At 66.7% G+C, this 20,202-nt stretch carries 25 protein-coding genes and 1 tRNA gene; 13 read left to right on the plus strand and 13 right to left on the minus strand.

Annotated features, from left to right (window positions below):
• Positions 1 to 714: 714 nt before the first annotated feature.
• Genes dbpB (ACIRF9_RS32180) through ACIRF9_RS32195 form a run of 4 tightly spaced genes read right to left on the minus strand, consistent with a single transcriptional unit; the run spans position 715 to position 5,039 of the window.
• Positions 715 to 1,818, minus strand: a complete 1,104-nt coding sequence (gene dbpB, locus ACIRF9_RS32180; protein ID WP_403829246.1) for a DGQHR domain-containing protein DpdB — start codon at positions 1,816 to 1,818, stop codon at positions 715 to 717.
• 46 nt (positions 1,819 to 1,864) lie between these two features.
• Complete coding sequence (gene dpdA / locus ACIRF9_RS32185; RefSeq protein ID WP_403829249.1) at positions 1,865 to 3,085, minus strand: tRNA-guanine transglycosylase DpdA; 1,221 nt, start codon at positions 3,083 to 3,085, stop codon at positions 1,865 to 1,867.
• Positions 3,082 to 4,215, minus strand: a complete 1,134-nt coding sequence (gene dbpB / locus ACIRF9_RS32190) for a DGQHR domain-containing protein DpdB (protein WP_055632423.1) — start codon at positions 4,213 to 4,215, stop codon at positions 3,082 to 3,084. Before dbpB (ACIRF9_RS32190) ends, dpdA begins: the two co-directional genes overlap by 4 nt.
• Positions 4,212 to 5,039 carry a hypothetical protein gene (locus ACIRF9_RS32195; RefSeq protein WP_240512501.1) on the minus strand — a complete coding sequence of 276 codons (828 nt, stop codon included), beginning with the start codon at positions 5,037 to 5,039 and terminating at the stop codon, positions 4,212 to 4,214. Before ACIRF9_RS32195 ends, dbpB (ACIRF9_RS32190) begins: the two co-directional genes overlap by 4 nt.
• A gap of 192 nt (positions 5,040 to 5,231) precedes the next feature.
• Here ACIRF9_RS32195 and queC point away from each other — a divergent pair, with 192 nt between their 5' ends.
• From queC to ACIRF9_RS32230, 7 genes are all read left to right on the plus strand, one after another.
• Entirely contained in the window at positions 5,232 to 5,927 is a 696-nt protein-coding gene (gene queC / locus ACIRF9_RS32200) for a 7-cyano-7-deazaguanine synthase QueC (protein ID WP_055632425.1), read from the plus strand.
• Between the two features lie 2 nt (positions 5,928 to 5,929).
• Positions 5,930 to 6,565, plus strand: a complete 636-nt coding sequence (gene queE / locus ACIRF9_RS32205) for a 7-carboxy-7-deazaguanine synthase (RefSeq protein ID WP_055632426.1) — start codon at positions 5,930 to 5,932, stop codon at positions 6,563 to 6,565.
• Entirely contained in the window at positions 6,565 to 6,921 is a 357-nt protein-coding gene (queD, locus tag ACIRF9_RS32210) for a 6-carboxytetrahydropterin synthase QueD (protein WP_055632427.1), read from the plus strand. The genes queE and queD overlap by 1 nt, the downstream gene beginning before the upstream one ends.
• A gap of 4 nt (positions 6,922 to 6,925) precedes the next feature.
• Positions 6,926 to 7,702: a GTP cyclohydrolase I FolE2 gene (locus tag ACIRF9_RS32215; protein ID WP_055632428.1), complete on the plus strand. Its 777-nt coding sequence runs from the start codon at positions 6,926 to 6,928 to the stop codon at positions 7,700 to 7,702.
• A 314-nt stretch (positions 7,703 to 8,016) separates the two neighbouring features.
• On the plus strand, positions 8,017 to 8,229 hold the full coding sequence (locus tag ACIRF9_RS32220; protein ID WP_403829255.1) for a hypothetical protein: 213 nt from the start codon (positions 8,017 to 8,019) through the stop codon (positions 8,227 to 8,229).
• Between the two features lie 230 nt (positions 8,230 to 8,459).
• Positions 8,460 to 8,822 carry a hypothetical protein gene (locus ACIRF9_RS32225; protein ID WP_403829257.1) on the plus strand — a complete coding sequence of 121 codons (363 nt, stop codon included), beginning with the start codon at positions 8,460 to 8,462 and terminating at the stop codon, positions 8,820 to 8,822.
• A 560-nt stretch (positions 8,823 to 9,382) separates the two neighbouring features.
• Positions 9,383 to 10,057 carry a hypothetical protein gene (locus ACIRF9_RS32230; RefSeq protein ID WP_055632430.1) on the plus strand — a complete coding sequence of 225 codons (675 nt, stop codon included), beginning with the start codon at positions 9,383 to 9,385 and terminating at the stop codon, positions 10,055 to 10,057.
• A 233-nt stretch (positions 10,058 to 10,290) separates the two neighbouring features.
• Here ACIRF9_RS32230 and ACIRF9_RS32235 read toward each other — a convergent pair whose 3' ends face one another.
• Positions 10,291 to 10,608: a helix-turn-helix domain-containing protein gene (locus ACIRF9_RS32235; protein ID WP_055632431.1), complete on the minus strand. Its 318-nt coding sequence runs from the start codon at positions 10,606 to 10,608 to the stop codon at positions 10,291 to 10,293.
• A 191-nt stretch (positions 10,609 to 10,799) separates the two neighbouring features.
• On the opposite strand from ACIRF9_RS32235, the gene ACIRF9_RS32240 reads away from it, so the two are divergent.
• The 5 genes from ACIRF9_RS32240 to ACIRF9_RS32260 all read left to right on the plus strand — a co-directional run bounded on the left by ACIRF9_RS32240 (position 10,800) and on the right by ACIRF9_RS32260 (position 15,488).
• Positions 10,800 to 11,750, plus strand: coding sequence for a hypothetical protein (locus ACIRF9_RS32240; RefSeq protein ID WP_403829261.1), 951 nt, complete (start codon positions 10,800 to 10,802; stop codon positions 11,748 to 11,750).
• Positions 11,751 to 12,044: 294 nt separating this feature from the next.
• Positions 12,045 to 12,884: a hypothetical protein gene (locus tag ACIRF9_RS32245; RefSeq protein WP_403829264.1), complete on the plus strand. Its 840-nt coding sequence runs from the start codon at positions 12,045 to 12,047 to the stop codon at positions 12,882 to 12,884.
• Positions 12,881 to 14,392 (plus strand): hypothetical protein, encoded by a 1,512-nt coding sequence (locus tag ACIRF9_RS32250; protein WP_403829266.1) that lies wholly within the window; start codon positions 12,881 to 12,883, stop codon positions 14,390 to 14,392. Before ACIRF9_RS32245 ends, ACIRF9_RS32250 begins: the two co-directional genes overlap by 4 nt.
• A gap of 225 nt (positions 14,393 to 14,617) precedes the next feature.
• Positions 14,618 to 14,690 (plus strand) — tRNA-Arg (locus tag ACIRF9_RS32255).
• 561 nt (positions 14,691 to 15,251) lie between these two features.
• The gene (locus ACIRF9_RS32260; protein ID WP_403829268.1) at positions 15,252 to 15,488 is read left to right on the plus strand and encodes a helix-turn-helix domain-containing protein; all 237 of its coding nucleotides are present in this window, start codon (positions 15,252 to 15,254) and stop codon (positions 15,486 to 15,488) included.
• A 494-nt stretch (positions 15,489 to 15,982) separates the two neighbouring features.
• On the opposite strand, the gene ACIRF9_RS32265 is transcribed toward ACIRF9_RS32260, so the two are convergent.
• The gene (locus ACIRF9_RS32265) at positions 15,983 to 16,222 is read right to left on the minus strand and encodes a hypothetical protein (protein ID WP_403829270.1); all 240 of its coding nucleotides are present in this window, start codon (positions 16,220 to 16,222) and stop codon (positions 15,983 to 15,985) included.
• A 99-nt stretch (positions 16,223 to 16,321) separates the two neighbouring features.
• Here ACIRF9_RS32265 and ACIRF9_RS32270 point away from each other — a divergent pair, with 99 nt between their 5' ends.
• The gene (locus ACIRF9_RS32270) at positions 16,322 to 17,080 is read left to right on the plus strand and encodes a GntR family transcriptional regulator (RefSeq protein ID WP_403829272.1); all 759 of its coding nucleotides are present in this window, start codon (positions 16,322 to 16,324) and stop codon (positions 17,078 to 17,080) included.
• Positions 17,081 to 17,143: 63 nt separating this feature from the next.
• On the opposite strand, the gene ACIRF9_RS32275 is transcribed toward ACIRF9_RS32270, so the two are convergent.
• From ACIRF9_RS32275 to ACIRF9_RS32305, 7 genes are all read right to left on the minus strand, one after another.
• Positions 17,144 to 17,533, minus strand: a complete 390-nt coding sequence (locus ACIRF9_RS32275) for a hypothetical protein (protein ID WP_403829275.1) — start codon at positions 17,531 to 17,533, stop codon at positions 17,144 to 17,146.
• Positions 17,523 to 17,954 carry a hypothetical protein gene (locus ACIRF9_RS32280; RefSeq protein ID WP_403829277.1) on the minus strand — a complete coding sequence of 144 codons (432 nt, stop codon included), beginning with the start codon at positions 17,952 to 17,954 and terminating at the stop codon, positions 17,523 to 17,525. Before ACIRF9_RS32280 ends, ACIRF9_RS32275 begins: the two co-directional genes overlap by 11 nt.
• A complete protein-coding gene (locus ACIRF9_RS32285; protein ID WP_403829279.1) occupies positions 17,954 to 18,136 on the minus strand; it encodes a hypothetical protein in 183 nt (60 codons plus the stop codon). The genes ACIRF9_RS32280 and ACIRF9_RS32285 overlap by 1 nt, the downstream gene beginning before the upstream one ends.
• A 15-nt stretch (positions 18,137 to 18,151) precedes the next feature.
• Entirely contained in the window at positions 18,152 to 18,985 is an 834-nt protein-coding gene (locus ACIRF9_RS32290) for a peptidoglycan-binding protein (RefSeq protein ID WP_403829282.1), read from the minus strand.
• Positions 18,985 to 19,335, minus strand: a complete 351-nt coding sequence (locus ACIRF9_RS32295) for a hypothetical protein (RefSeq protein ID WP_403829285.1) — start codon at positions 19,333 to 19,335, stop codon at positions 18,985 to 18,987. The genes ACIRF9_RS32290 and ACIRF9_RS32295 overlap by 1 nt, the downstream gene beginning before the upstream one ends.
• 65 nt (positions 19,336 to 19,400) lie before the next feature.
• Positions 19,401 to 19,895 carry a hypothetical protein gene (locus ACIRF9_RS32300; protein WP_403829287.1) on the minus strand — a complete coding sequence of 165 codons (495 nt, stop codon included), beginning with the start codon at positions 19,893 to 19,895 and terminating at the stop codon, positions 19,401 to 19,403.
• Between the two features lie 19 nt (positions 19,896 to 19,914).
• Complete coding sequence (locus tag ACIRF9_RS32305; RefSeq protein WP_403829290.1) at positions 19,915 to 20,199, minus strand: hypothetical protein; 285 nt, start codon at positions 20,197 to 20,199, stop codon at positions 19,915 to 19,917.
• Positions 20,200 to 20,202: the final 3 nt, after the last annotated feature.

Below are 20,202 nucleotides of genomic sequence, written 5' to 3' on the forward strand. Positions count from 1 at the left end.
GGGAGATCGGTGCATTGCGCCGACTGCGTCACTGGCCAACGGTGCGATGAAGAAAGCCTGTTCCTAGGGCTTGCGCCTACTTTGTCCTGCTGGTGCGGGAGGGGCAGCATTCGCTACACGATGGTGATGCTCGCTCGTCCCTGCATCCCACCAGCGTTGGCGCTGACCGTGGGCAGAACTGAAAATTCGCTGCGTGGTGCGCCTGCCGCCAGACGGCCGATGGTGCCCTGTCTGCTGCAGGTCGGCGGCGGCAACGCGCAGAGCGACCGCCTTCTTATTGCCAGCGCTTCGGCTGCCTTGGCGTGGATTCTCGGGGCTCGGCGGCAGACAGCCTTACCTGGTCCAGCCGGTGTCACCGTCCCGGACGAGGGCACATCTCGACACGGCCGTGTTGCCACCCCGCGTGGGTAGGTGTGTTGCCAGGAACTTCCCTGCCTCCTCGCATGTCTCGCTCGCGATCCGGCGGCCGAGCGTCTCCCCGCTCCGCTTCGGTTGTACGTGCCTGGAGCGCCGTGCCAGCCAGGCACGACGCTGGCACCGCACCGATCGTCACGGCCCCAATGCCAGCACCCCGGTGGGCAGGGCATACGCGGCAGCAGCCCTTCGTGCTACTGCGAGTGCGGGCCTCCATCGGATGGTGCAAAAGGTTGGACGACAAGCGAGATCCGGGATCACCGCGCCCGGAGCCAGGGCACGGTGAACGGATATGCAAGGTCAGTTGCGGACGGCACGTACCAGCAGGTCCGTAAGCAGGCGGATGTCGTTGGGGGTGTTTTGCAGCCCGTTCCAGCGGCGCTGCTCGCCGTCGGCGAAGCGCCACATGCCGGAGGTCCAGGCGGTCACCGGCATGAGGCTCAGGACGGCGTTGCGAACCTGGTCGCAGTCGACGTCTTTGGCGGGCATTCCGTCGGTGAGGGTGTCCATGACGAAGCCCATGGCCTGGATGCCGACACCGTGGGTGAGGCGAGACTGACGAGGCGGAAGTTTCCAAGCGTCGCTGAAGGTGTCCTTCACGATGTTCCAATACGCGCGCAGGTGCTCCAGCATGCGCTCGACGTCGCCGGAGCCGTCCTCAGGGTTGCGGTACTGGTAGAGGGCGCCTTCGAAGAGGCTGTGTTCCAGCATGCGCAGCAGGCTGGTGTCCTTGATATTGCCGTGCGGTGAGGTAGGGCTGGCGATTCGGCCGAAGAAGGGGCCCTGACCGTCGGTGTTGAGGCGGGTCATCAACTGGGCTGGCAGACGCTTGCGGGCGTAGGCGGGCGGGAGGTGGCCGCTGGTTTCCGGCAGCAGCTCGTGGATGAGGCCCTTGGGCAATGGCTTGGTGGAGTTGACCAGGATGAACTGGGAGCGCTGGTCTTCTTGATTGTCGGCGATGAACCCGACGGCGGCGACGGGGAATTCGGCCAGGTCCGCGTCGCGGATGGCGGCGCTGCGCTGCTGGCCATCCACGATCAGGGCGGGCTTGTCCTCGTCGGCGAGGGATTCATCGACCGGGATCACCAGAACTCCGGGGACTGAGTAGTCCACGCCGGCATTCGGGCGGATACCGGTTTCGAACCGGACGGTGTCGTCGAAGGCCAGGACGAGCGCGTTGGGGAGCATGGCGTGCTCGGACTCGAGGTAGCGGCGGATGCCGCGGATGTGGCTGAGGACCTCAGGCCGCTGGTATCCCTGCAGTTCGCTGGTGTCGTTGCGGCGGACTCGGGAGACGGCGGCGAAGCTGTGGAGTTTCTTCCCGTCGACGGCAAAGCAGTAGATTTTCCGGTTGCCTTGGCGCACTTCAAGTGCGGGAAGCCTCAACTCGTATCGGTCGGCCATCACATCTCCTGGCAGGGTTTGAAAGAAAAGCTAGAGGGGGGTGAGTTTATGCGAAGGTGAGTTGTCTCATCTTGGCTTCGAGTACGGTGAGATTATGGAATCCGCGCCGCTTGTTCCGTTCACTGCCGCGGAATATAGCGATTTCGATACCGTGTTTCTTGCACAGGGCGCAAGGGCAACTGCGCCAGGGGGCGTCGCTCAGGGTGCGTTCGTAGAACTCGAGGTAGCTTTTCTTTTTCGGGCCGAGTACGAGGCCCTCGTAGGTTGCGAGGGCACTCATGACTTCTTCTAGTGCCGTTTCTTCCTGGTCGAATTCACGCAGGGCGCGTAGGCATGAGCGTTCGGCGACGATGGCCTCGGCCTGGGAGACGTGGCCGGAGAGAATGAGGCGCTTCAGGGCAGGGTTTCCGTCGACCTGAGGTACGCGGATGGCGGTGTAGGAGTCGGTGGCCGTGTGGTAGTTGTTGCGGTCGTCCATGAAGGCTTGACGGAAGGCGGAGGTGCTGTCGAAGCTTGTCACGCCGTGGCGGGCGAACTGCTCCATGCTCTCGACACGGTTGATGCCGAGCAGGTGCAGTCCGGTTTCGGAGGTGCGCACTTCGTCGATGGCGCGCAGGCAGGCCAGGATCTCGTGGGACTTCAGTGGGACCATGCCGCCAAGGGCGATGCGCCGATATCCCATCTTCTGCAGCTCCGCGACACTGTGGGCATAGCTGTCGGGTCCCCATCCCTGAGCGGCGCCGACAGGTTCAAAGCGGGCGCCTTGCGCATGGGTTGCGGTGATGAAGTCCTCGGCGAGTTCGAGGGAGATCTGCTGGCGCTCCAACCACGCCGGCTCGGGTTCCGCGTCGGACTCTTCCGGGATGTATCCGAAAATGATGTGGTCGATGCTGATGCCTGCATCGAATCCGCAGCGGCCGTAGAAGTCGAGGACTTCGTCCACCTCGTACGGTGGGCGTTCTTCGTCGATGTAGTTGAAGGCGCCACAGTCACCGATCGTGGAGCAGGTGCCGGGAAGTCGGAAGAAGTTCCTCACACCCAGGCGGTAGAGCCGCTCCCGCTGTGGGGCAGAGTATTTTCCTGCACCCTTCATGGATCCGTCGACAACCGCCTTGCTGACGAGGATCCCGTCGTAGGGGATCGGCGTCACGGCCTGGTGGGCGTAGACGTCATCACGCTGGCGCACTCGGTAGGGCGAGTACTCGTCGTTGATGAAGTCGTAGGTGGGGCTCACCAGGTCCTGACTGTCAGGGAAATAGAATTTCACGCGGCTTTTGCCTTTTCCTGCACATAGATACGGAGGAGGTAGTTCGACAGGGTGCTGATGTGGCGCGGGTTGTTCTGGAGTTCGTTCCAGGGGGTGTTCAGGTCGGGCCAGCGTCCCTGGGTCCAGCGGCAATGAGGGGCGATCAGGGCGAGTTCGGCTTGCGCCTGCTCCACGGCACGGGAGGAGGCGGGGTCGATGGCCATCATCACCCGGTCCATGAGGCGTCCCATGGAGCGGATGCCCACGCCGTGCATCAACCGGGACCGGGTCGGCGGGAGCCCCCACGCGGTGGGAAAGGTGTCACGCACGGCACTCCAGTAGATGACGAGGATCTGGCGGATGGTGGCCGTGTCGACTGTGCCGTTGGACAGATTCTTATACGGGAAAAAGATACCTGAAGGGGAGTTGAGAGATTCCTGGATGGCTGTGGTGAGGCTGTTGTCCGTGACGACGGCGTCCGCTTTCTGCTCGGCCGTGGTGGAGGGGCGGCGCACCAAGCCCCGGAACGGTGAGTCCTTGTCGTGGTTGAGGGCTTCGACCAGGACGGAGGGGAGCTTGCGGGCGGAAAGCTTGGTGGGCAGGGCCGTGCCGACTTCCGGGAGGAGTTCGGTGACCAAGTTGGTGGGCAGCGGAGAGACCGTGTTTACGCGCAGAAACTGGTCTCGTTGGGTTTCGAGGTCTTCGGCAACGAATCCGGCAATGGTCACGGCCAGGCGGGTGTTACGGGTGCGGGCCAGTGCGAGGCTGCGCTGCTGGCCGTCGACGATCCAGGCAGGCCGCGGGGCGTCGGGGGAATCGGGCAGGGGAATCTCCAGGGTGCCCGACGTACACAGGCCGTCGCTGCTGCCCGGGCCCGGGCTGGACTTGAACCGCACGCTCGAAGGCAGCGCCAGGATCAGCCCGTTGGGAAAAAGTACCTCTTCGCCGTTGAGGTAATCGAGGATCTGGCGTACGTGCTGCTTCTTCTCGGGCCGCTGGTAGCCGATCAGTTTGCCGGCCTCGTCCCGAGAGATCCGTGCCACGTCGGCAACCTGATGCACCTCTTCTGCCGCCAGGGTGAACACATACAGGGGGATCGTGGGGTGCTGCTCGATCCGCAGGGCCCGGCGCTTAAGCACAGTGGAGGTCATCGAGGGCCAATCGTTGAGGTATACAGGTCTGCGAAGCGCTTCTGCTCACAGGCCATCCCCTTATCTCTCAACAGGCGCAGCAGGCGGGTGCGCGAGTAGTCGGGGTAGCGGTCCTTCATCTCTTTGATGAAGTCGATCACGGCCGGGTCCGACATCGGCCGGCGGGCATAGCGTTCCGGGCGGGCTGCCTGAGACGCCCATGTGCTCCAACGTTCCTTGGCGGCTGGCGTGATGAGGTGACCCGGCGTGCAGTGCTCGAGCCAGGAGGCCGCCATTCGGACGTTCAAACTGGTCAGCGTTCCGCCTAGAGCCTGCCTAAGGGCGGCGTTGGCCGGCATGCGCACGATCCCGTCCAGATCGCTGGCGCCGCCGATCAGCACTACGTCGGATCCGGTAGACGCCAGCGAGGCAAGGTCGTTGTACATGGCCTGGGCATAGGCCTCGGACAGCACCACCAGAGCCTGTCCGGCAGCTGCCGCGATCTGGGGAAGATGGCGGCTGGCGTCCATGCGCTGCAGATGATCCCACCACTGGGCTGCCTGTGCGCTGGAGGATGCCACGGAATCCGCATGTCGAGGCATGAAAGTGGCCGCATAGGACGGGGCAAGGCTGGAGACTGGTTGGAGGCCCAGGCCGGCCGAGGCCACGTACAGGCGAGGCGCAAACCCTGCCTGGGATGCGGCTTTCGCGAGGGCAGCGGCGCGACGCCATTGGTCGCCCTGGTACAGCTCCCCCAAAGCGGTCCGCCGGCCCGGTGCGGCGTGCAGGCGGCGTGCCCATTCAGCGGCGCGTTGTCGGATGTCCGTGGCGGGCAGTTCACGCACGCGTAGGCCGGGTTCGGGGGGGGAGGTCTTCCGGTCTGTGCACGTGACCACGATGGGCAACTCGTTCACTGCGGATCGACCTCTGGCTTCCGTAACTCGATTCTTGTTGTGGTTACTGTAGCCGGTAGTTAAGAGGGTAGGCTGCACCTGTCTCAACGGAGGCAACTGGACCTTAGGTTAGGGAGTGACAGCATGGACCGTCCCGCGATCGTGTTGCTGAGCGGCGGCCTGGACTCGACCACGGTGCTGGCCATCGCCAAGGACCTGGGCTTCACTCCCTATGCGCTCAGCTTCCGCTACGGGCAGCGACACTCCATCGAGTTGGAGGCGGCGCAGCGCGTCGCAGAGGTCCAGGGGGTGGCCCGGCACGTCATCGCCGACATCGATCTGCGGGTCTTCGGCGGCTCTGCCCTGACGGCCGACATCGAGGTGCCCAAGCACGAGTCCCTCACCGACGTGGAGGATGCGGGGGTACCGATCACCTACGTGCCGGCCCGCAACACGATCTTCCTGTCGTTCGCGTTGGCGTTTGCCGAGACTGTCGGCGCCAGCGACATCTTCACCGGGGTCACGGCGGTGGACTACAGCGGCTATCCCGACTGCCGCCCCGAGTACATGGAGGCCTTCGCCACCATGGCCAACCTGGCGACCCGAGCCGGCGTCGAAGGCACCTCCAAGATCACGCTGCACTCCCCCCTGATCGCCCTGTCCAAGGCCGACATCGTCCGTGAGGGCCTGCGTCTGGGCGTGGACTACTCCCTCACCTCCTCCTGCTACGACCCCGACGGGCAGGGGCGGGCTTGCGGCCGGTGCGACACCTGCCTGCTGCGGCTGAAGGGCTTCGCTGAGGCTGGCGTCAAGGACCCCGTCCGGTACCAGAACGCCTGAACATGACCTACCTGATCAAAGAAATCTTCTACACGCTGCAGGGAGAAGGCGGCCACGCTGGCCGCCCTGCGGTCTTTTGCCGGTTTTCCCGTTGCAACCTGTGGACCGGCCGAGAACGCGACCGCTCCCGTGCCATTTGCCAGTTTTGTGACACCGACTTCGTCGGCACCGACGGCGAAGGCGGCGGCCGCTTCCGCACGGCGCAGGAGTTGGCCGAAGCCGTCGAGGCCGCCTGGCCTACCGCCGATCAAGCCCACCGGTTCGTGGTGTGCACGGGCGGAGAACCGCTGCTGCAGCTGGACGAGGCCGCCATCGACGCCCTCCACGATCGCGGCTTCGAGATCGCCGTGGAAACGAACGGCACCCGCCCGGCCCCCCGCGGCATCGACTGGCTGTGCGTCAGCCCGAAGATCGGCTCCACCCTGGTCCTCACGAGCGGCGACGAACTCAAGCTCGTCTACCCTCAGGCTGGCGGCGACCCCGCCCAGTTCGAGGGGCTGGACTTTCGCCACTTTAGGCTGCAACCGCTGGATGATGCCGACCGCGAGGCCCACACTCGCGCCGTCGTCGAGTACTGCATGAAGAACCCGCGCTGGACACTTTCCCTCCAGACGCACAAGTATCTGGGAATTCAGTAATGGAAATCTTTCGCGAGTTCGCCTTCGAGGCAGCCCACCGCCTGCCGCGCGTGCCGGAGGGCCACAAGTGTGCCCGCCTGCACGGCCACTCCTACAAGGTCACTGTGCACGTGGAAGCGCCCGTCGACGTGGAGGCGGGCTGGGTGATGGACTTCGGCGACATCAAGCGCGCATTTACGCCAATTGATGCACAACTCGACCATTACTACCTGAACGATATCGAAGGCCTCGACAACCCCACCAGCGAGAACCTGGCCCGCTGGATCTGGGGCCGGTTGATCACCGAGCTTCCCAGTTTGTCCGCAATCACCGTGCGCGAAACCTGCACCTCCGGTTGCACCTACCGAGGCGAGTGACGGCATGCACGACATCCAAAACGAGCCCGACGGCCGCGGCATCCCTATCGACGAGGTCGGCATCAGCGGCCTGCGCTACCCCCTCACCTTCGACGACGGCCACACCCGCCAGCACGGCATCGCCGACATCGCCGTCACCGTCCGCCTGCAGGCCGACCGGCGCGGCACCCACATGAGCCGCATGATCGCCCTCATCCACGAGGACGTAGCTACCCTCACCCCGCAGGAGTTGCCCATCGCCCTCAAGCGCGGGCTGACCCTGCTGGACGCCCCGGCTCTCACGCTCACGTGCACGCTGCCCGTCGCCACCGTTGTCACCGCTCCCGCCAGTGGCCAAGAGTCCTGGCAGACCCATGACCTCACGGTTACCGGCCGCATCGATGACTCTGGATGCACCGTCACGACGGCTGTGACCAGCCATGTCACCAGCCTGTGCCCCTGCTCCAAAGCCATTTCCGACTACGGCGCCCACAATCAGCGCAGCGAGATCACCCTCGAGGTCACCGGCACCGCCGACACCCCCTACCCCCTGCAGGTCCACGAGATGGTCGCCCTGCTGCGCAGCGCTGGCTCCGCCCCGGTCATCCCTCTTATCAAACGCCCCGACGAACGCGTCGTGACCATGCAGGCTTATGACCACCCCGTCTTCGTCGAAGACATCATCCGGGACATAAGTCTCACCTGCCGCCAAAAGGGCCTTACGCACGCCGTCCGCGCGAAGAACCTGGAAAGCATCCACAGCCACGACGCCATCGCCACCCTCACCTACAACCACTTCTGACCCGACACCGGCGGCCCCGGCCACCGCCAAGGCGAGAAGTCAACCGCCGTGCACGAGTCCAGCCTGAGCAGAGTCCCTTGAGCGCCCGAGCACGGCTGACGGCAGCATCAACTTCCCCAAACAGGTGCCGAGTTGACCTACTTTTCGGTAACTCGCTAGCATCTCAGTAACGTTAAGGGGCCCCACCGTGGCATGCCATGGTGGGGCCCCTTTTTGTCCTCTTCTGCACAAGCGGTCGAGGCGAGAGGGGCATCGCCGTCACCAGGTTCCTAGGCCACGAGAGCGACGACGCCCCACTACGAAGGGAGTTACCCATGAACCACCAGCATGACATGTCTGGCACGGGGAGCCAGAAGGACGGCTTGGTCAGTTCCGAGGCGCAACTCCTAGGCACGCCCCGATGCGTGCGCGTGACCATCGGCAAGCACTTCAATCTGTCCGTGTCTCTGTCGGTCTCGCCTGCCTTCCTCACGCTCCTGGCCGCTGTCGTTGGTGTCGCGGGTGGGAACTACTGGTTCCTGCTCTGAACTTCTTGGCCTGCTTTACCTGTCCATGGCCTGGCGCAGTGATCAGTGACAGGCCATGGACCACTGGTGGACGGGGCGAACTCACTGGATTGCACCAGAGCCGGTAACCAGCACTTTTCCATGGGACAGAAGGGGCGTCCGGAGCTGGAGGCGGAGTCGGCCATCCACCGCCGGGCCGCAGAGCTCTTGAGCGAGGCGACCTCCTGCAAAGGCGGTTCGGAGTCATCCGCATGATGGCCGACGAGGCCCATTCCGTGGAATGGGCCTGCCGGGTGCTGCACGTGGCAGAGTCGGGCTACTACGCCTGGACAGAGCGGCTGCCGTCGGCCCGTACGGTGCGGCACGCCTGGCTGACCGAGGCCATCCTCGGCATTCATGTCACCTTCCGCGGCACCTACAGCTGCCGCTGTGTGCGCGCCGAACTCACCCCGGGAGTAAGCATTCACGTGCATCACGGCGCCGCGCTGATGCTGATTCGGCGGGCCGGACTACTCGGTCTGCCTGGAACCGCACCCGCCGGCCTCGGCCCCAAACCCCCTCGGCGGCCGACCTTATCAACCGCAACTTCACACGCAAGGCGCGGGATCTGCTGAGGGGCACCGGCATCACCGAACACCCCGCGCTGGAGGGCAAGGGGTATTGCGCGGTCGTCCTGGACACGTTCTCCCGTCGGGTGGTCGGCTGCAGGTCCATCGACGCCTTACATCTCCGGGGTGCGGGCTGCTTAGCAGGCTGAGGCTTGGGAGCCTGTCGTCTCCTGAAGTTGGCCCCCTCAGGAACCAGCCTCCGGCGTAGCAGGCGAGTGGCCCGAAGTTCCTTACGCTGACGCGGCGGTGGCCGCGGCCTGCGCCCGCTGATCTCCCATGAGATCGCATTAGGAGCACGTTTCACGCGCACCCCTGCAGGCGTGCTGCGGACCCTGCAGGGGTGCCCTGTACCGGCCCTGCGCGTCACCTTCATGTGAGCTGGCGGTTCTGCAGGCCCCCGTCTTCAGGTTCCCGCCGACTCAATGGAGTTGAGTCAGCTGACCTGCTCGTTTTCCAGTGATGCGCATCGGGCAGCCGTCGACAGAGGCTGACCAGGTTGCACTCGTTTGTGTGCTCCTGACTCTCTTGGGCAGACGGGGCGAACGCGGTCCCCCTAATGTGTCGCCATGAGCCTGATCGATGGCATCACTGCGTCCGCGGACTGGGTTGCCAAGGACATGGAGGCGATGCTCCGGGAGTGCGATGCTGTCATCGCGTCGAAGGATGAGCACTTGGCCCGTCTGGCGGCGGGTATCGAGGCACTCCGGGCCGAGATGGATCAGATCAGCGCCGAACGGGCTCTGACCGTTGCTGACCGCGACAAGGCAGAGCAAGTCCTCGCAGCGTTCCGGGCGGCTGTGAAAAAGGGGACAGGCCTGCGCCAGTCGCGTGGGCACGCCCGGACCTGGCTACGCGTCGTCCCTGACGCCCCCGACCCTGATGACGACGTAGCAGCTGAGGACGTAGTGGCCCGCTCCGCGTCCGCAGCGGCCGAGCGGCGAGAGGCCCTGGCTGACTCACCTGCCACCACCGTGGAACCCGAAGTGGCGGCCATCCGGGTCAGCGGCGAACGGTCGGTCGCAGTGATGGAGATCGTCACAGCCGAACCAGACCGGGGCTGGACACCAAAGGACATCGCGGTGCGGCTTGAGGGCCACGACGCCGGCCAGGAGCAGGCCGCTTATGCTCGCGCGCGGGCCCTACTGGATTCACTGGTCAAGCGGAAGGTGCTGCACAAGCAGCGCGAAGGCGGCAACCAGCGGTGTGTGTTCCGGCTGGCCGCCGCTTGGGAGGCCGCCTAGACGGGCGCATCCCACATGAGCGACCGCCGCCCCATGCCCGGCCAAGGTGTAGAGGCCAGCGCCTAGGCACGAGGCGGCGGTCTCCAGCGCGGCTTGGCCGCCACACCCTGACGCTAGCGGGTTTCTGCTCGCGCGAAGAGGGGTGTCCGGCCAATTTCCCCCTATCGGGAGGTCGGGCAGGCATGCCCTTTTCGCACACTTATCTGAAGCAGTCAGCGTGGGGTAGGTCCACGTTATCCGTCGTCGCTGCACGTCTGAGGTGGAAGCGGCTGGCGACGGACCCCGTTCTCGTCCATTGGCCAGTCCACATGGCGGGGCCAAAGCATCTCGCCCAGCGCCTCCTCAAGGCTGGCCACGGTGAGCAGGTCAGGCCATGCCGAGCCGGTGAGGACGTTCGTGATGACCTGTCGGTTGACGCCCGAGGCGGCAGCCAGCGCGTTGGCGCTCAGCCCCTTGCGTTCCATTGCTTCCGCGAGCGCCCGTGCGACGGCCTGGCCGACCTGCGCGGGGCGATAGCCGTCCATCATCGCGTATGGCCAGTCGCCGGCCATGGCGTACTCCCACGGCTTCTTCCCACGTCTCGTTCCTCCAGGCACGCGACCAGTGTGACGGACGGTGCACCGACATGCGCACCCCGCCCATAGATGCTATTCAAGCAGCAGGAAGGTGGTGTCGTCAGGTCTATGTCCGCGACTAGAACGGTTCGGCATGTGATTACTCAACGAAGTGGAGGTGAGAGGCCGTGACGACGGGGCGTTCCCTGCTGGCGGCCGACGAGAAGCTGATGCCCACGCGCAAGATGCGCGCCGATCAGCAAGTGGCCGTGATCAAGGCTGCGTGCATGTCGACGGTGCCCCTGGGTGCTGTCCAGTTGGCAGAGACCACCGGGTTTCCCGCGAAGAACTGCGGGCTTGTCCCCATGTTCGCGGTCGATACAGGGTTGCTCGTCAAGGCGCACCGGTCGACGATGTATCTCCCGAGCCGTAAGGGCCGTGCAGTGGCCCGCGCCTTCGCCAGGAGCGAGGAAGCGGGACTGGAGGCCTTGCGTAGCGTGTGGCGAGGGCAGTGGTTCGGGCGTGCCATGCGGGAGCGACTGGGTCACGGCCCCGTCACACGCGAGGGTCTGGTCGCCAAACTGCTTCTGACCGCCCGAGCCAACGAGAACCGGATCCGACAGGCACACGTCCTTCTGGATCTTCTGGTGGTCGTGGGCATGGTGGTCCCCTGCGAGAACGGACTTCTGTACTGGTACGACGGCGCCGCTTACGCCCTCGAGGAGCGATCAGCTCCCCAGGCTCTCGACGTAGCCTCCGCCGAGGCGTCGCCAGAAGCGTCTGGGCCCCAAGACACGCCCGTCGGCGATGCCCCAGGCGACGACACCCCCCTGCCCAGCACGTCTCCGCAGAGCGAGCCGGAGCATGCTTCGACAGGGGGTGCCGGACTCGGCATGACCGAGGAGCACGGCTCGGACGGGCGCAGGGCCGCCAAGGTCCCGGACCCGCGACGCGCGTCCACGACCGGCCCGCATCCCGGACCCGCGGTCGCAGACGACGATCTGCTCGCGTTGCTACTCCCGCCCGTACTGCTGGCCGATCTGACCCGTCTGACAGAGCAGGAGGTGATCGCTCTGCACGGCCACTTGCGTGCGGTGGCCTCACTCACCGCGAAACTCCGGGGGCGTCCCGTCTCATAAGACCCCCTAAAGGAACGGTCCGGCAGCGCCCACTATCCCTTGGCCGGGTTGGTGCTGCCGGACCCCCACCGTCACCACGACCGGCGCGGCGAGGCCGCGCAGGAAGGGGCTTCGGCATGCCCTCACACAAGGCGAGGAACAGCGTCCACCGTAGCGCGCCCGCGCCCCACAGCGCGTGTGATTCACCCGCCCGGACCCCGCTTACCCCGGCAGCCCACCGTGACTAGGGCAACGATCAAAGAGGCGCTGCTGGAAGTCAGCCGACTCTGGCTACACAAGGCCGCCGCAGGCGAGATGAGCATCGAGACCGTCGACCTCTACATCCAGGTCACCGAACGCTTCCACCGCTACGCCGACGCCCATCACATCAGCCGTATGGACGACGTCACCCGAGACCTGACGGAATCGTTCATCACCGCCCCCGGACGCGACCGCCGCAACAACATCACCTTGATCCCCGGGAACAGCACCCGCCGTCAGCGCCGCTCCGCGATCGCCTCCCTCTTCGCGCACGCCCGGGCTCTGGGCATGACCAGGGCCGCACCGCTCCTCGACTCCCCGCCGATCAAGCGCGACCCTCGCAGCCCCGGCACCGGACTCACCGGGCGGGACATCGAGAACTTGCAGTTCCACGCTGAGCGCGGCATGCCCGCAACCCGGCACGCCGCCCTCCTCGCACTTCTCCTTGCGGGGCTGAACAGTGCCGAGACCGCAGCCGCCACCACCACCGACCTCGACCTGCCTGCAGCCGAAGTCAGCACCGCTGGCGGCACCCGCACCCACCCCCGCACCTGCTCACTCAACGAGTGGGGCGCCTACGTGCTGGGCTTGCGCGCCGCCCGCCTCGAGCGCGCCGGGCACGGCCCGCACCGGCTTGTCACCAGCACGAAATCCTCACGGTACGGCGCCCAGGCCAGCGTCGGCGCTGGCTTCAACGACATCGCCCGTAACGCCGGACTCGCCACCCGCAAGCGCAAGGTCGAACCCCGCGACATCACCCGCTACGTCGCCCGCCAGGTCCTGCACGAGACCGGCCAGTTGTCCGAGGTCGCCCGCCGCCTGGGCCTGTCCTCCCTCGATGCCGCGGCCGGCCTGGCCGGCCTCGCCTGGCAGAACGGGGAGGCCTCCCCATGAGTCGACGCAAAACCACGCCGCCCAAAAGCCCCATCACAGCCGAGGCAAAACGGAAGAAGGACCAGCCCACTTACATCTACGGTGCCATCCCCGACGATGCCTTCGGCGCCAAGACCGACCGGCCGCCGCCCAAAGGCCCCGAAGCCCCTCCGCTCACCCAGGACGAACGGTTCGAGTACCTGGTGAACAACCCGGACCTCTACACCGCCGCCACCGCACTGCCCGGCCCGAACAAGGTCGGGCGCCCCGCCCACTACCCGCCCGTCGTCTACTTGATCTTCCTCTGCTCAATCTCACTGTTCGGCTCCGCCCGCTCCACCGCCAGCCACCTCCAGCGCCCCCTGTGGTGGGAAGCCGTACGCCGAGCAGTCCGAGCCCACCAAGGGGACGAAGCAGCCGACGCCCTCAGGGCCACCGGCCCCTCCCGTAGTAACTGGAACCACTACTTTCACAAGCGCCTCAAATCCGCCCATGGAGCGGTCCGCGACGCCAGCCGCGACCTGTGGATCCAGCAGGCCCTCGACCACGGAATGATGAAGGAGTCTGACAAGCGCACCAGTCGCATCTACCCCGAGCGCCACCAGGTCCTACATGGCGACGCCACCGTCGCCGCCCCTCCCTCCTCCCACACCGAGCACGAGACCGTAGACCAAGCCACAGGAGAGATCCGAACCCACCGAGTAGACGAAGACGCCGGCGTCACAACCGAAGGTGGCGGCAGGCAGGTCTATGGCAACAAATTCCTCTCCGTGGGCGTCCGCCTTGCCAACAGGGCCCACAGTCGCGTGATCCTGGCGCTGGAATCCATCCGCCACAGATCTCAAGAAGAAGACCCGGAACGGGAAGCCGAAGGCGCCGCCTTCATCGAGCTGGTCAAGCACATCCTCACCCGCGCGCCCGGCCTACGAGCCGCCACCTACGACGCGGCCCTCCGCGGCGTCCACCGCGCCCCCTTGATCGCCGAAGGCCTGCTCGTTTTCACCCCCCAACACACAGGACTCCCACCGCAGTCCCTGGAGCGCTACCAGGATGGTCCCTGCAAACACGATCTCTACGTCGCCGAGGCGCGGGTCTGCGAACGCCACATCACCGTCGACGGGCAGACCCACTACACACCGCTCCCCGTCGAGGAACTCGAATGCCGCCCAGGAAGGCAGACCCGCTACTACCACCGCCTCACGATCCCGTGCCGCTTCAAAGACCACACGCTTCGCATCCGGGTCGATGAAACCGAAGACGACCGCCAGATCGATCCCACCGCAGGCAAGAAACGCTTCAACCGCACCGAACACCTCCGGCAGGTCCCACCCGACACACCCGCAGGCCGCCGTCTCAAAGGGTTCCGTCAGGACAGCGAATCTACACATTCACGATTCGACCAGAGTTACCCACATAAAAGGGTCCCCGCCTACGGAGCCAAAGGAGCCCTCCTCATCTACATCGGCTACGCCTGGCTGAACAACTCCGTCACGCGGGCCATGCACCACCAGGCGGCCCTCGTCACCTGACACTGCCCCTCGCCCGGACCCGCCCGCTCAGCACACACTCAGGTCCCCCAGCCGGTACGACCCAGGCGCCAGTGATCAAACACCGACGCCGATCTCACCCGACCCGCTACACTGTCGGCGGTGGCCCAGACCTCACCGGTCTGCCCACCACAACCCTGTCGGCAGCAGGCCTGAAGCCCACCGCCATTCGTGCCGGGTTTTGGACACGTTTTCCGACAGATCCCCGCCTTCGTAGCTCAGGGGATAGAGCACCGCTCTCCTAAAGCGGGTGTCGCAGGTTCGAATCCTGCCGGGGGCACAGTGTTGATCAGGGCAAAGGCCCCGGAACTCCCAGGTCAGGGAGGGTCCGGGGCCTTTCTCGTGAGCTCGCCGCACGCACTGACTACACCCTCCCTACGGTCTGAATACACCCTCACTCCCAGAGTTGACCTCCTAAAAACCTCCTAAACGATCAAGAGGAAGCTGCAGGTCACCCCAGACGCGAGCAACCCCCGCGCTCCACAGGGGGAACGCGGGGGCTGCCTGTGCCGGGGCGCCGCTGAGAGGGGGGCACCACCATCTCCGGACGCCCGGCACGCTTATGGGGCGCAACCGCTTACATAAGCACGCCCTATGTCTATCAGTGCAGGTCAGCATGCGGAATCACCCGTTCGTGTGAACACGCGTTCGATTCCGACACACTACCTTGAGCCCTGCGGCATATGCCATAGCGTCGCAGGGCTGGCACGGTCGGTAACGACCAGGGTGTGGGGTTTAAGGGCCGTATGCCCCGCCACCGCTTCGATCATGCGCCATAGATCAGATAAAGCCTGGTGACACCGGGCTGACTTATGATCAAGCAGGTCAGAGCGTTTGTCGAGTGCTCAGCGACTTGCCGGACGACGACCCGTGGCCCCAGGAACGTCAGCGGATCGGAACCCGTATCCGGGACGCGCGCATACACCACAACCTCACCCAAGAGGCCGTCGTCCTGGCGATCCCGATGAACCGGGGCTACTACCAGGACATCGAGGCTGGCAAAGCCAACCCAACACTCAACACGCTGCTGAGCATTGCCGACGCGATCGGTGTTCCGCTTGCAGACCTCGTCCGGTGAGGAGGCCCGCCGCCGGCGCACGGGGGGAACGCACGACGGCGGGCCCATGGCCGCCTGGCCCCTTTCCCCGGGAGCGTGGCGGCCGCGGCCTGGCCTGCGCGCAGGGGACGCGCGGCCGGGCCAGTCAGCGGGATATCGGGGCCGTGCGATGCGTGTGCCCACGCAGCCGCACGTTGCAGTCGGACACCCGGGAGAGGTCACCCTCGACACGCGCCTGCGTCCGCTGTCGGGCGAGGCTTGCGCAGATGACACAGCCCTGCTTCGGCTTGGGCTCGCGGGACGGCAGGGGCAGGTTGACGGGATCGCCCATGGTGGTCACCGGCGGGCCCCCGATCGCGCCCGGGTCCACGCTCGCCGAAGGGAGTCAGCCGCGTCGCACTGCTGCGGCGGATAGGCCCCGCAGTTCGGGCAGGTGCCCAGACAGTGGTCGAACAGTCGGCGGTACGCCTCGTCCGCCCGAGCGTGGGCGGTGTGCAGGCTTGCCCTCAACCGGCTCATGGAGATACCCCGTCCTCTACGGTCGCCCAGATCTGCGGGCCCTCGCCGGTGTCGCTACTCCCCCAGGCGTCCGCGCCCTGAAGGGCCTCGATCGCCTTGCGCCAGCGGTCCCAGTCATTCGAGGCCGGGGCGGGTGCGGAGATGCGGATGCCGCGCTGGGATGGGAAGGCGTCCACGGTGGTGCCGAGGGCGTCCTCCAGGGCAGCACGTATTTCTGCAGCTCTGCTGGTAGGCACGACGAAATACCCACTCTCGTGCGAGAGAATGACTCTCGTACGAGAGTAAGGGTCCGAGCACTACTCTGTCACGCAAGTCACATCGGGAGGAGGCGGACAGTGAGCACCGAGCCGCCGCTGTATCTGCGCGTTGCCGAAGAGCTCCAGGCCCGCATCGAGTCCGGCGAACTCGTGCCGGGGACCCGCCTCCCATCCGTCGCCGAGATCTCCCGGCAGTACGGCGGCGTCAGCAACTCCATCGCCAGCAAGGCCTACAAGGTGCTCGTCGACGAAGGACTCGTCGTGTCCCGCCATGGCGCCGGCCACTACGTCCGCAGCCCCGACACCCCCGAGCTGCTCGTCCGCCGTCATCGCCGTCGAAGCGAGGACAGCCCATTCGCCGAGGGCGCCGCCGAGCAGGGAGCCGCCGGAACCTGGCGGCATGAGTCCACCACTGCACAAGCCTCAGACGTCGTGGCCGCCCGCCTCGGCATCACCGCAGGCGCGGCGGTCATGCACACCTCTTACGTCTACCTTGCCGACGAACGGCCCGTGCAACTCGCCGAGTCGTGGGAACCCCTCGATCTCACCGGCCAGTCGCTGATCGCCCTGCCGGAGGTCGGCCCGTACGCCGGCGTCGGTGTCGCCGCACGGATGCGGGTGCTCGGCATCGACGTTGACGACCCAGTGGAGCGGGTCCGCGCCCGTACCGCCACGCGTGCGGAGGCCCAGACGCTCGGCATGACGCCGCCCGGCCCGGTGCTCGCGATCGAGCGGACGTACTACGACCAGGCCACCGGTCGCGCGGTGGAGACCGCGGACATCGTGATGCGGGGCGACCGCTGGGTGAGCGTCTACGGGCAGCGGCCCACCGGCTGAGCCCGGGCATGACGAAAGCGGCCCCGCCCTCCCGAAGGAGAGCGGGGCCGCTGCAGCGGTGCCTCAACTGGTGATGTCGTTCAGAAACGGCTGGACCTCGTCCGGTACCGGCTGAGGCGGTGGTGGAGGTTCCAAGCGCTGCTGTCGCATGTAGTTGACGAGGGCACGGCACCAGCCCGCCAGGTAGCGCAGCGCGAAGTCCTGCGCGCCGATCCGGGCGCGGTCCCGCTCGCTCTCCTGCTCCTGGTCCTCGATCCGCTGGTCCTGTTCCTCTATCCGCTTCTCGAGGCGCTCGATGTGCTGGCCGAGCCGGTCTGTCACAGCGGTGAAGTCGTCCCGCCGCTGGGTGCCACGAGGTTGCCGCCGGCCGACGACCGTGGTGGCCACGCTTCCCACTGCGGTGACGATGGCGACGGCCAGGGCGCTCAGCGCGGTCAGCATTTCAGGTCCCACGCGGTGGCTCCGTTCTGCGCGGGGGCTCGTCCCAGCCGATTGCCACGAGGCACACGGCACCGAACGCGCCGAAGATCAGTGAGCCCACCCATCCCCGGTCGTACTCGTGCAGCGGCCACCAGGACACGAGGTACGCCATGGCCCATGTGGCGGTGATCACCCACACGGCAAGGAAGCCAGGCCAGTCCCGGCGGGGTGGCAGCCACGCGCACACGAGCGCGGTCAAGCCAGCGGCGATCCAGAGACCAGCCCAGGCCTCGAGCGGCATCAACTTCAGCAGCAGGCAGAGGCCGCGGCGGTCGCGGAGCGGTTCGACGAGCTGCCCGTAGCCGTACAGGGTGCTGATGATTCCCTTCATGGTGAGGAGGGCGCCGCGGCGGCCCAGCCGCTCGCTGAGCCGCCGGGCCGCCCGGCGCGGCATCAGACCTCCGTCTTGGGCCGGTTGGGGACGGCGTAGGTGATGCCCCAGGCGCCGAGGACGGCGAGCACGATGGTCACGCCCTCTCCTGTGGAGAGGGTGCCGTCCTGGACGGCGGTGACCGCGGCGGTGGCGCCGGCGGCCAGTCCGGCGACGATGGACTTCGCGATGCTGGAGATCTTCATGGTGGGTCGTTCCTCTCAGACGTGGGGGACCCTCAGGGCCGCCCAGGACTTCGCACCGGGCCAGCCGTCGGCGGCCACACCGGTGTAGCCGAGCTTCCGCTGCCACTTCGCGTAGCTCTTGCGGTCGGCCTCGGTCCACTGCGGGCCCGGGCCGTCCTCGTAGGCGGAGCAGCCGACCGCGACCAGCCGCTTCCCCATCGCGGTGACGATCGCCGACCGCGGGCTCTTCTTGAACCACTCGGCGCCGGGGAACGGCTGATAGACCGGCTTGGTGGCCTCGGGCACCGGGACGGCGAACAGGTTCGGCATGGGGCCCGGGTCGACGTGTGAGTTCCCGGGCACCTGGTTGTGGCCGTAGTGGCCGCCTTCGCTGAGCCACGTGCTGAGCGAGACGGTGTCGCGCGTGAACGACGTCGGCGCGCCGCCCGGCCACGCGTCGGCGATGCCGAGGGAGCGCAGCCAGGCCATGATCTTGTCCAGGCCCTTGCACGGGGTGTCTCGCACTGTCGCGTACCGCTTCCCGCCGACGGTCTCCCCAGCGGTGAACACCGTCTCGATCTGAATGCAGTACCGGCCGGTTCTGTTCGTCTTCACCGCGCCCGCGTTGACCAGGGACAGGGAACGGGAGTCCGCGGGGAAGTACTGGGCAACCTCGCCCGTGAACGGCTCCCACAGCAGGTGCGGGGCGACGCTGGCACCGCCGCCGGTGAACCAGCCGTGCTCGTTCTTGAACGTCCAGTCCTTGGCGTTGGACGTGATGTGCCAGACGGCCCGCGCGGGGCCGCCGTTCATCGCGCCCTCGTTGCCCAGGGCATGCCGGGTCGCGCCAGGCATCCACAGATCGGCCATCACACACGCTCCGGCCAGTGCCAGGTGCCGCGCTTGAGCGACGCCTCGATCCAGCCGCACGCGCAGAAGCGGAACGGCTTGCCATGCTGCTCGGCGCTGGGGCAGTCCGGGGCGCCGGGCGTCTCGCCACCCTCGTCATACGAGCAGCCGCCGGCAGCGAGCGGGTGGAAGAACTGGCCGGTCGGGTTGAGGACGACGAGACCAATCCGGCCGGGGTCTGCGGGATCCACCTCGGAGACGATCGCCGCACGGCAGGCGGGCGGAAACGCCTGGCTACCGTCCTGGCGGACGGGGGTGCCGTGGCTGACGTAATGGACGATCCGCCCCACGGACGGGGTCTGTTGAGGCATGGGCCCTCCTCGGGGCATGAAGAAAGCCCCGGCCATCAGGCTCGGGGCGGCGGGTTCGCCTGAGATCAGGCGGCGGGGTCGGTCCAGCGGTGGGCGCGCAGCTGCGCGTAGCCGGGCTCGACGGTCAGGGTGTCGCCCGCCTTCCAGGCTGTGCTGTGGGCGTCGACGACCAGGGCGAGGACCATGCGCCCGGCGGTCCAGTCCGCCGGCACCCGCCACGAGAAGGAGACGTCCATGGCCAGGTGGTGCACGTCGGGGGTGACGTTCTCGCCGGTGAGCATGTCGTCGATCCGCACCCGGTTGGCCCAGCCGTTCGGATCCGCGTACGCGTAGTACCAGATGTGCGCTCCAACACCGATGTTGTAGCCGCAGTCGTTCGTCACGCCGAACTTGAAAGAGATGTCGAGGACGTCGCCCGCCAGGGTGGCCGGGAGAACGACCCGGATCAGTCGCTTGCCCGTGGTGGTGGGCAGGTCGACCGGGATCTCTTCGGTGTCCAGCTCGTTGCACCAGACGGGCGGCTGGCAGATCTTGCCCGGGGCGGTCTGCGTGATGGCCAAGTGGGCTCTCCTCGCGGGATCAGGCTGATGGGCCGTCGAGCGCGGGCGACGGCTCGACGGGTACGGGCGTGGGGGCTGGCGTCTCCTCGGCCGGCGGTACGGGCGCCGAGGGCACGGGTGCGGGCCGCAGGTCGGTGATGGGCTGCTGACAGCTTCCGCACTGGCCCATGTAGCAGGGCGGATCTGTGTCGCCGTAGGGGTAGTAGACGCCGAGGCACTCCAGTTCGGCGGCGGTGCATCCGTCGGTGTGGCACACGGCGACCAGCGACACAGGCGCCGGGAGGTCGGGGAAGGACTCGCTCACGGC

It is taken from the genome of Streptomyces sp. NPDC096132, assembly GCF_044763345.1.
GTDB lineage: Bacteria > Actinomycetota > Actinomycetes > Streptomycetales > Streptomycetaceae > Streptomyces.

Bases quoted from the DNA above. Each gene is read 5' to 3' on its own strand.
- ACIRF9_RS32285 (WP_403829279.1), bottom strand. From the start codon at position 18,136: ATGAAGATCTCCAGCATCGCGAAGTCCATCGTCGCCGGACTGGCCGCC.
- ACIRF9_RS32220 (WP_403829255.1), top strand. From the start codon at position 8,017: ATGAACCACCAGCATGACATGTCTGGCACGGGGAGCCAGAAGGACGGC.
- ACIRF9_RS32235 (WP_055632431.1), bottom strand. From the start codon at position 10,608: ATGGCCGGCGACTGGCCATACGCGATGATGGACGGCTATCGCCCCGCG.
- queC (WP_055632425.1), top strand. From the start codon at position 5,232: ATGGACCGTCCCGCGATCGTGTTGCTGAGCGGCGGCCTGGACTCGACC.
- ACIRF9_RS32280 (WP_403829277.1), bottom strand. From the start codon at position 17,954: ATGCCGCGCCGGGCGGCCCGGCGGCTCAGCGAGCGGCTGGGCCGCCGC.
- ACIRF9_RS32230 (WP_055632430.1), top strand. From the start codon at position 9,383: ATGAGCCTGATCGATGGCATCACTGCGTCCGCGGACTGGGTTGCCAAG.
- queD (WP_055632427.1), top strand. From the start codon at position 6,565: ATGGAAATCTTTCGCGAGTTCGCCTTCGAGGCAGCCCACCGCCTGCCG.
- ACIRF9_RS32225 (WP_403829257.1), top strand. From the start codon at position 8,460: ATGATGGCCGACGAGGCCCATTCCGTGGAATGGGCCTGCCGGGTGCTG.
- queE (WP_055632426.1), top strand. From the start codon at position 5,930: ATGACCTACCTGATCAAAGAAATCTTCTACACGCTGCAGGGAGAAGGC.
- ACIRF9_RS32290 (WP_403829282.1), bottom strand. From the start codon at position 18,985: ATGGCCGATCTGTGGATGCCTGGCGCGACCCGGCATGCCCTGGGCAAC.
- dbpB (WP_403829246.1), bottom strand. From the start codon at position 1,818: ATGGCCGACCGATACGAGTTGAGGCTTCCCGCACTTGAAGTGCGCCAA.
- ACIRF9_RS32215 (WP_055632428.1), top strand. From the start codon at position 6,926: ATGCACGACATCCAAAACGAGCCCGACGGCCGCGGCATCCCTATCGAC.
- ACIRF9_RS32250 (WP_403829266.1), top strand. From the start codon at position 12,881: ATGAGTCGACGCAAAACCACGCCGCCCAAAAGCCCCATCACAGCCGAG.
- ACIRF9_RS32245 (WP_403829264.1), top strand. From the start codon at position 12,045: ATGAGCATCGAGACCGTCGACCTCTACATCCAGGTCACCGAACGCTTC.
- ACIRF9_RS32295 (WP_403829285.1), bottom strand. From the start codon at position 19,335: ATGCCTCAACAGACCCCGTCCGTGGGGCGGATCGTCCATTACGTCAGC.
- dbpB (WP_055632423.1), bottom strand. From the start codon at position 4,215: ATGACCTCCACTGTGCTTAAGCGCCGGGCCCTGCGGATCGAGCAGCAC.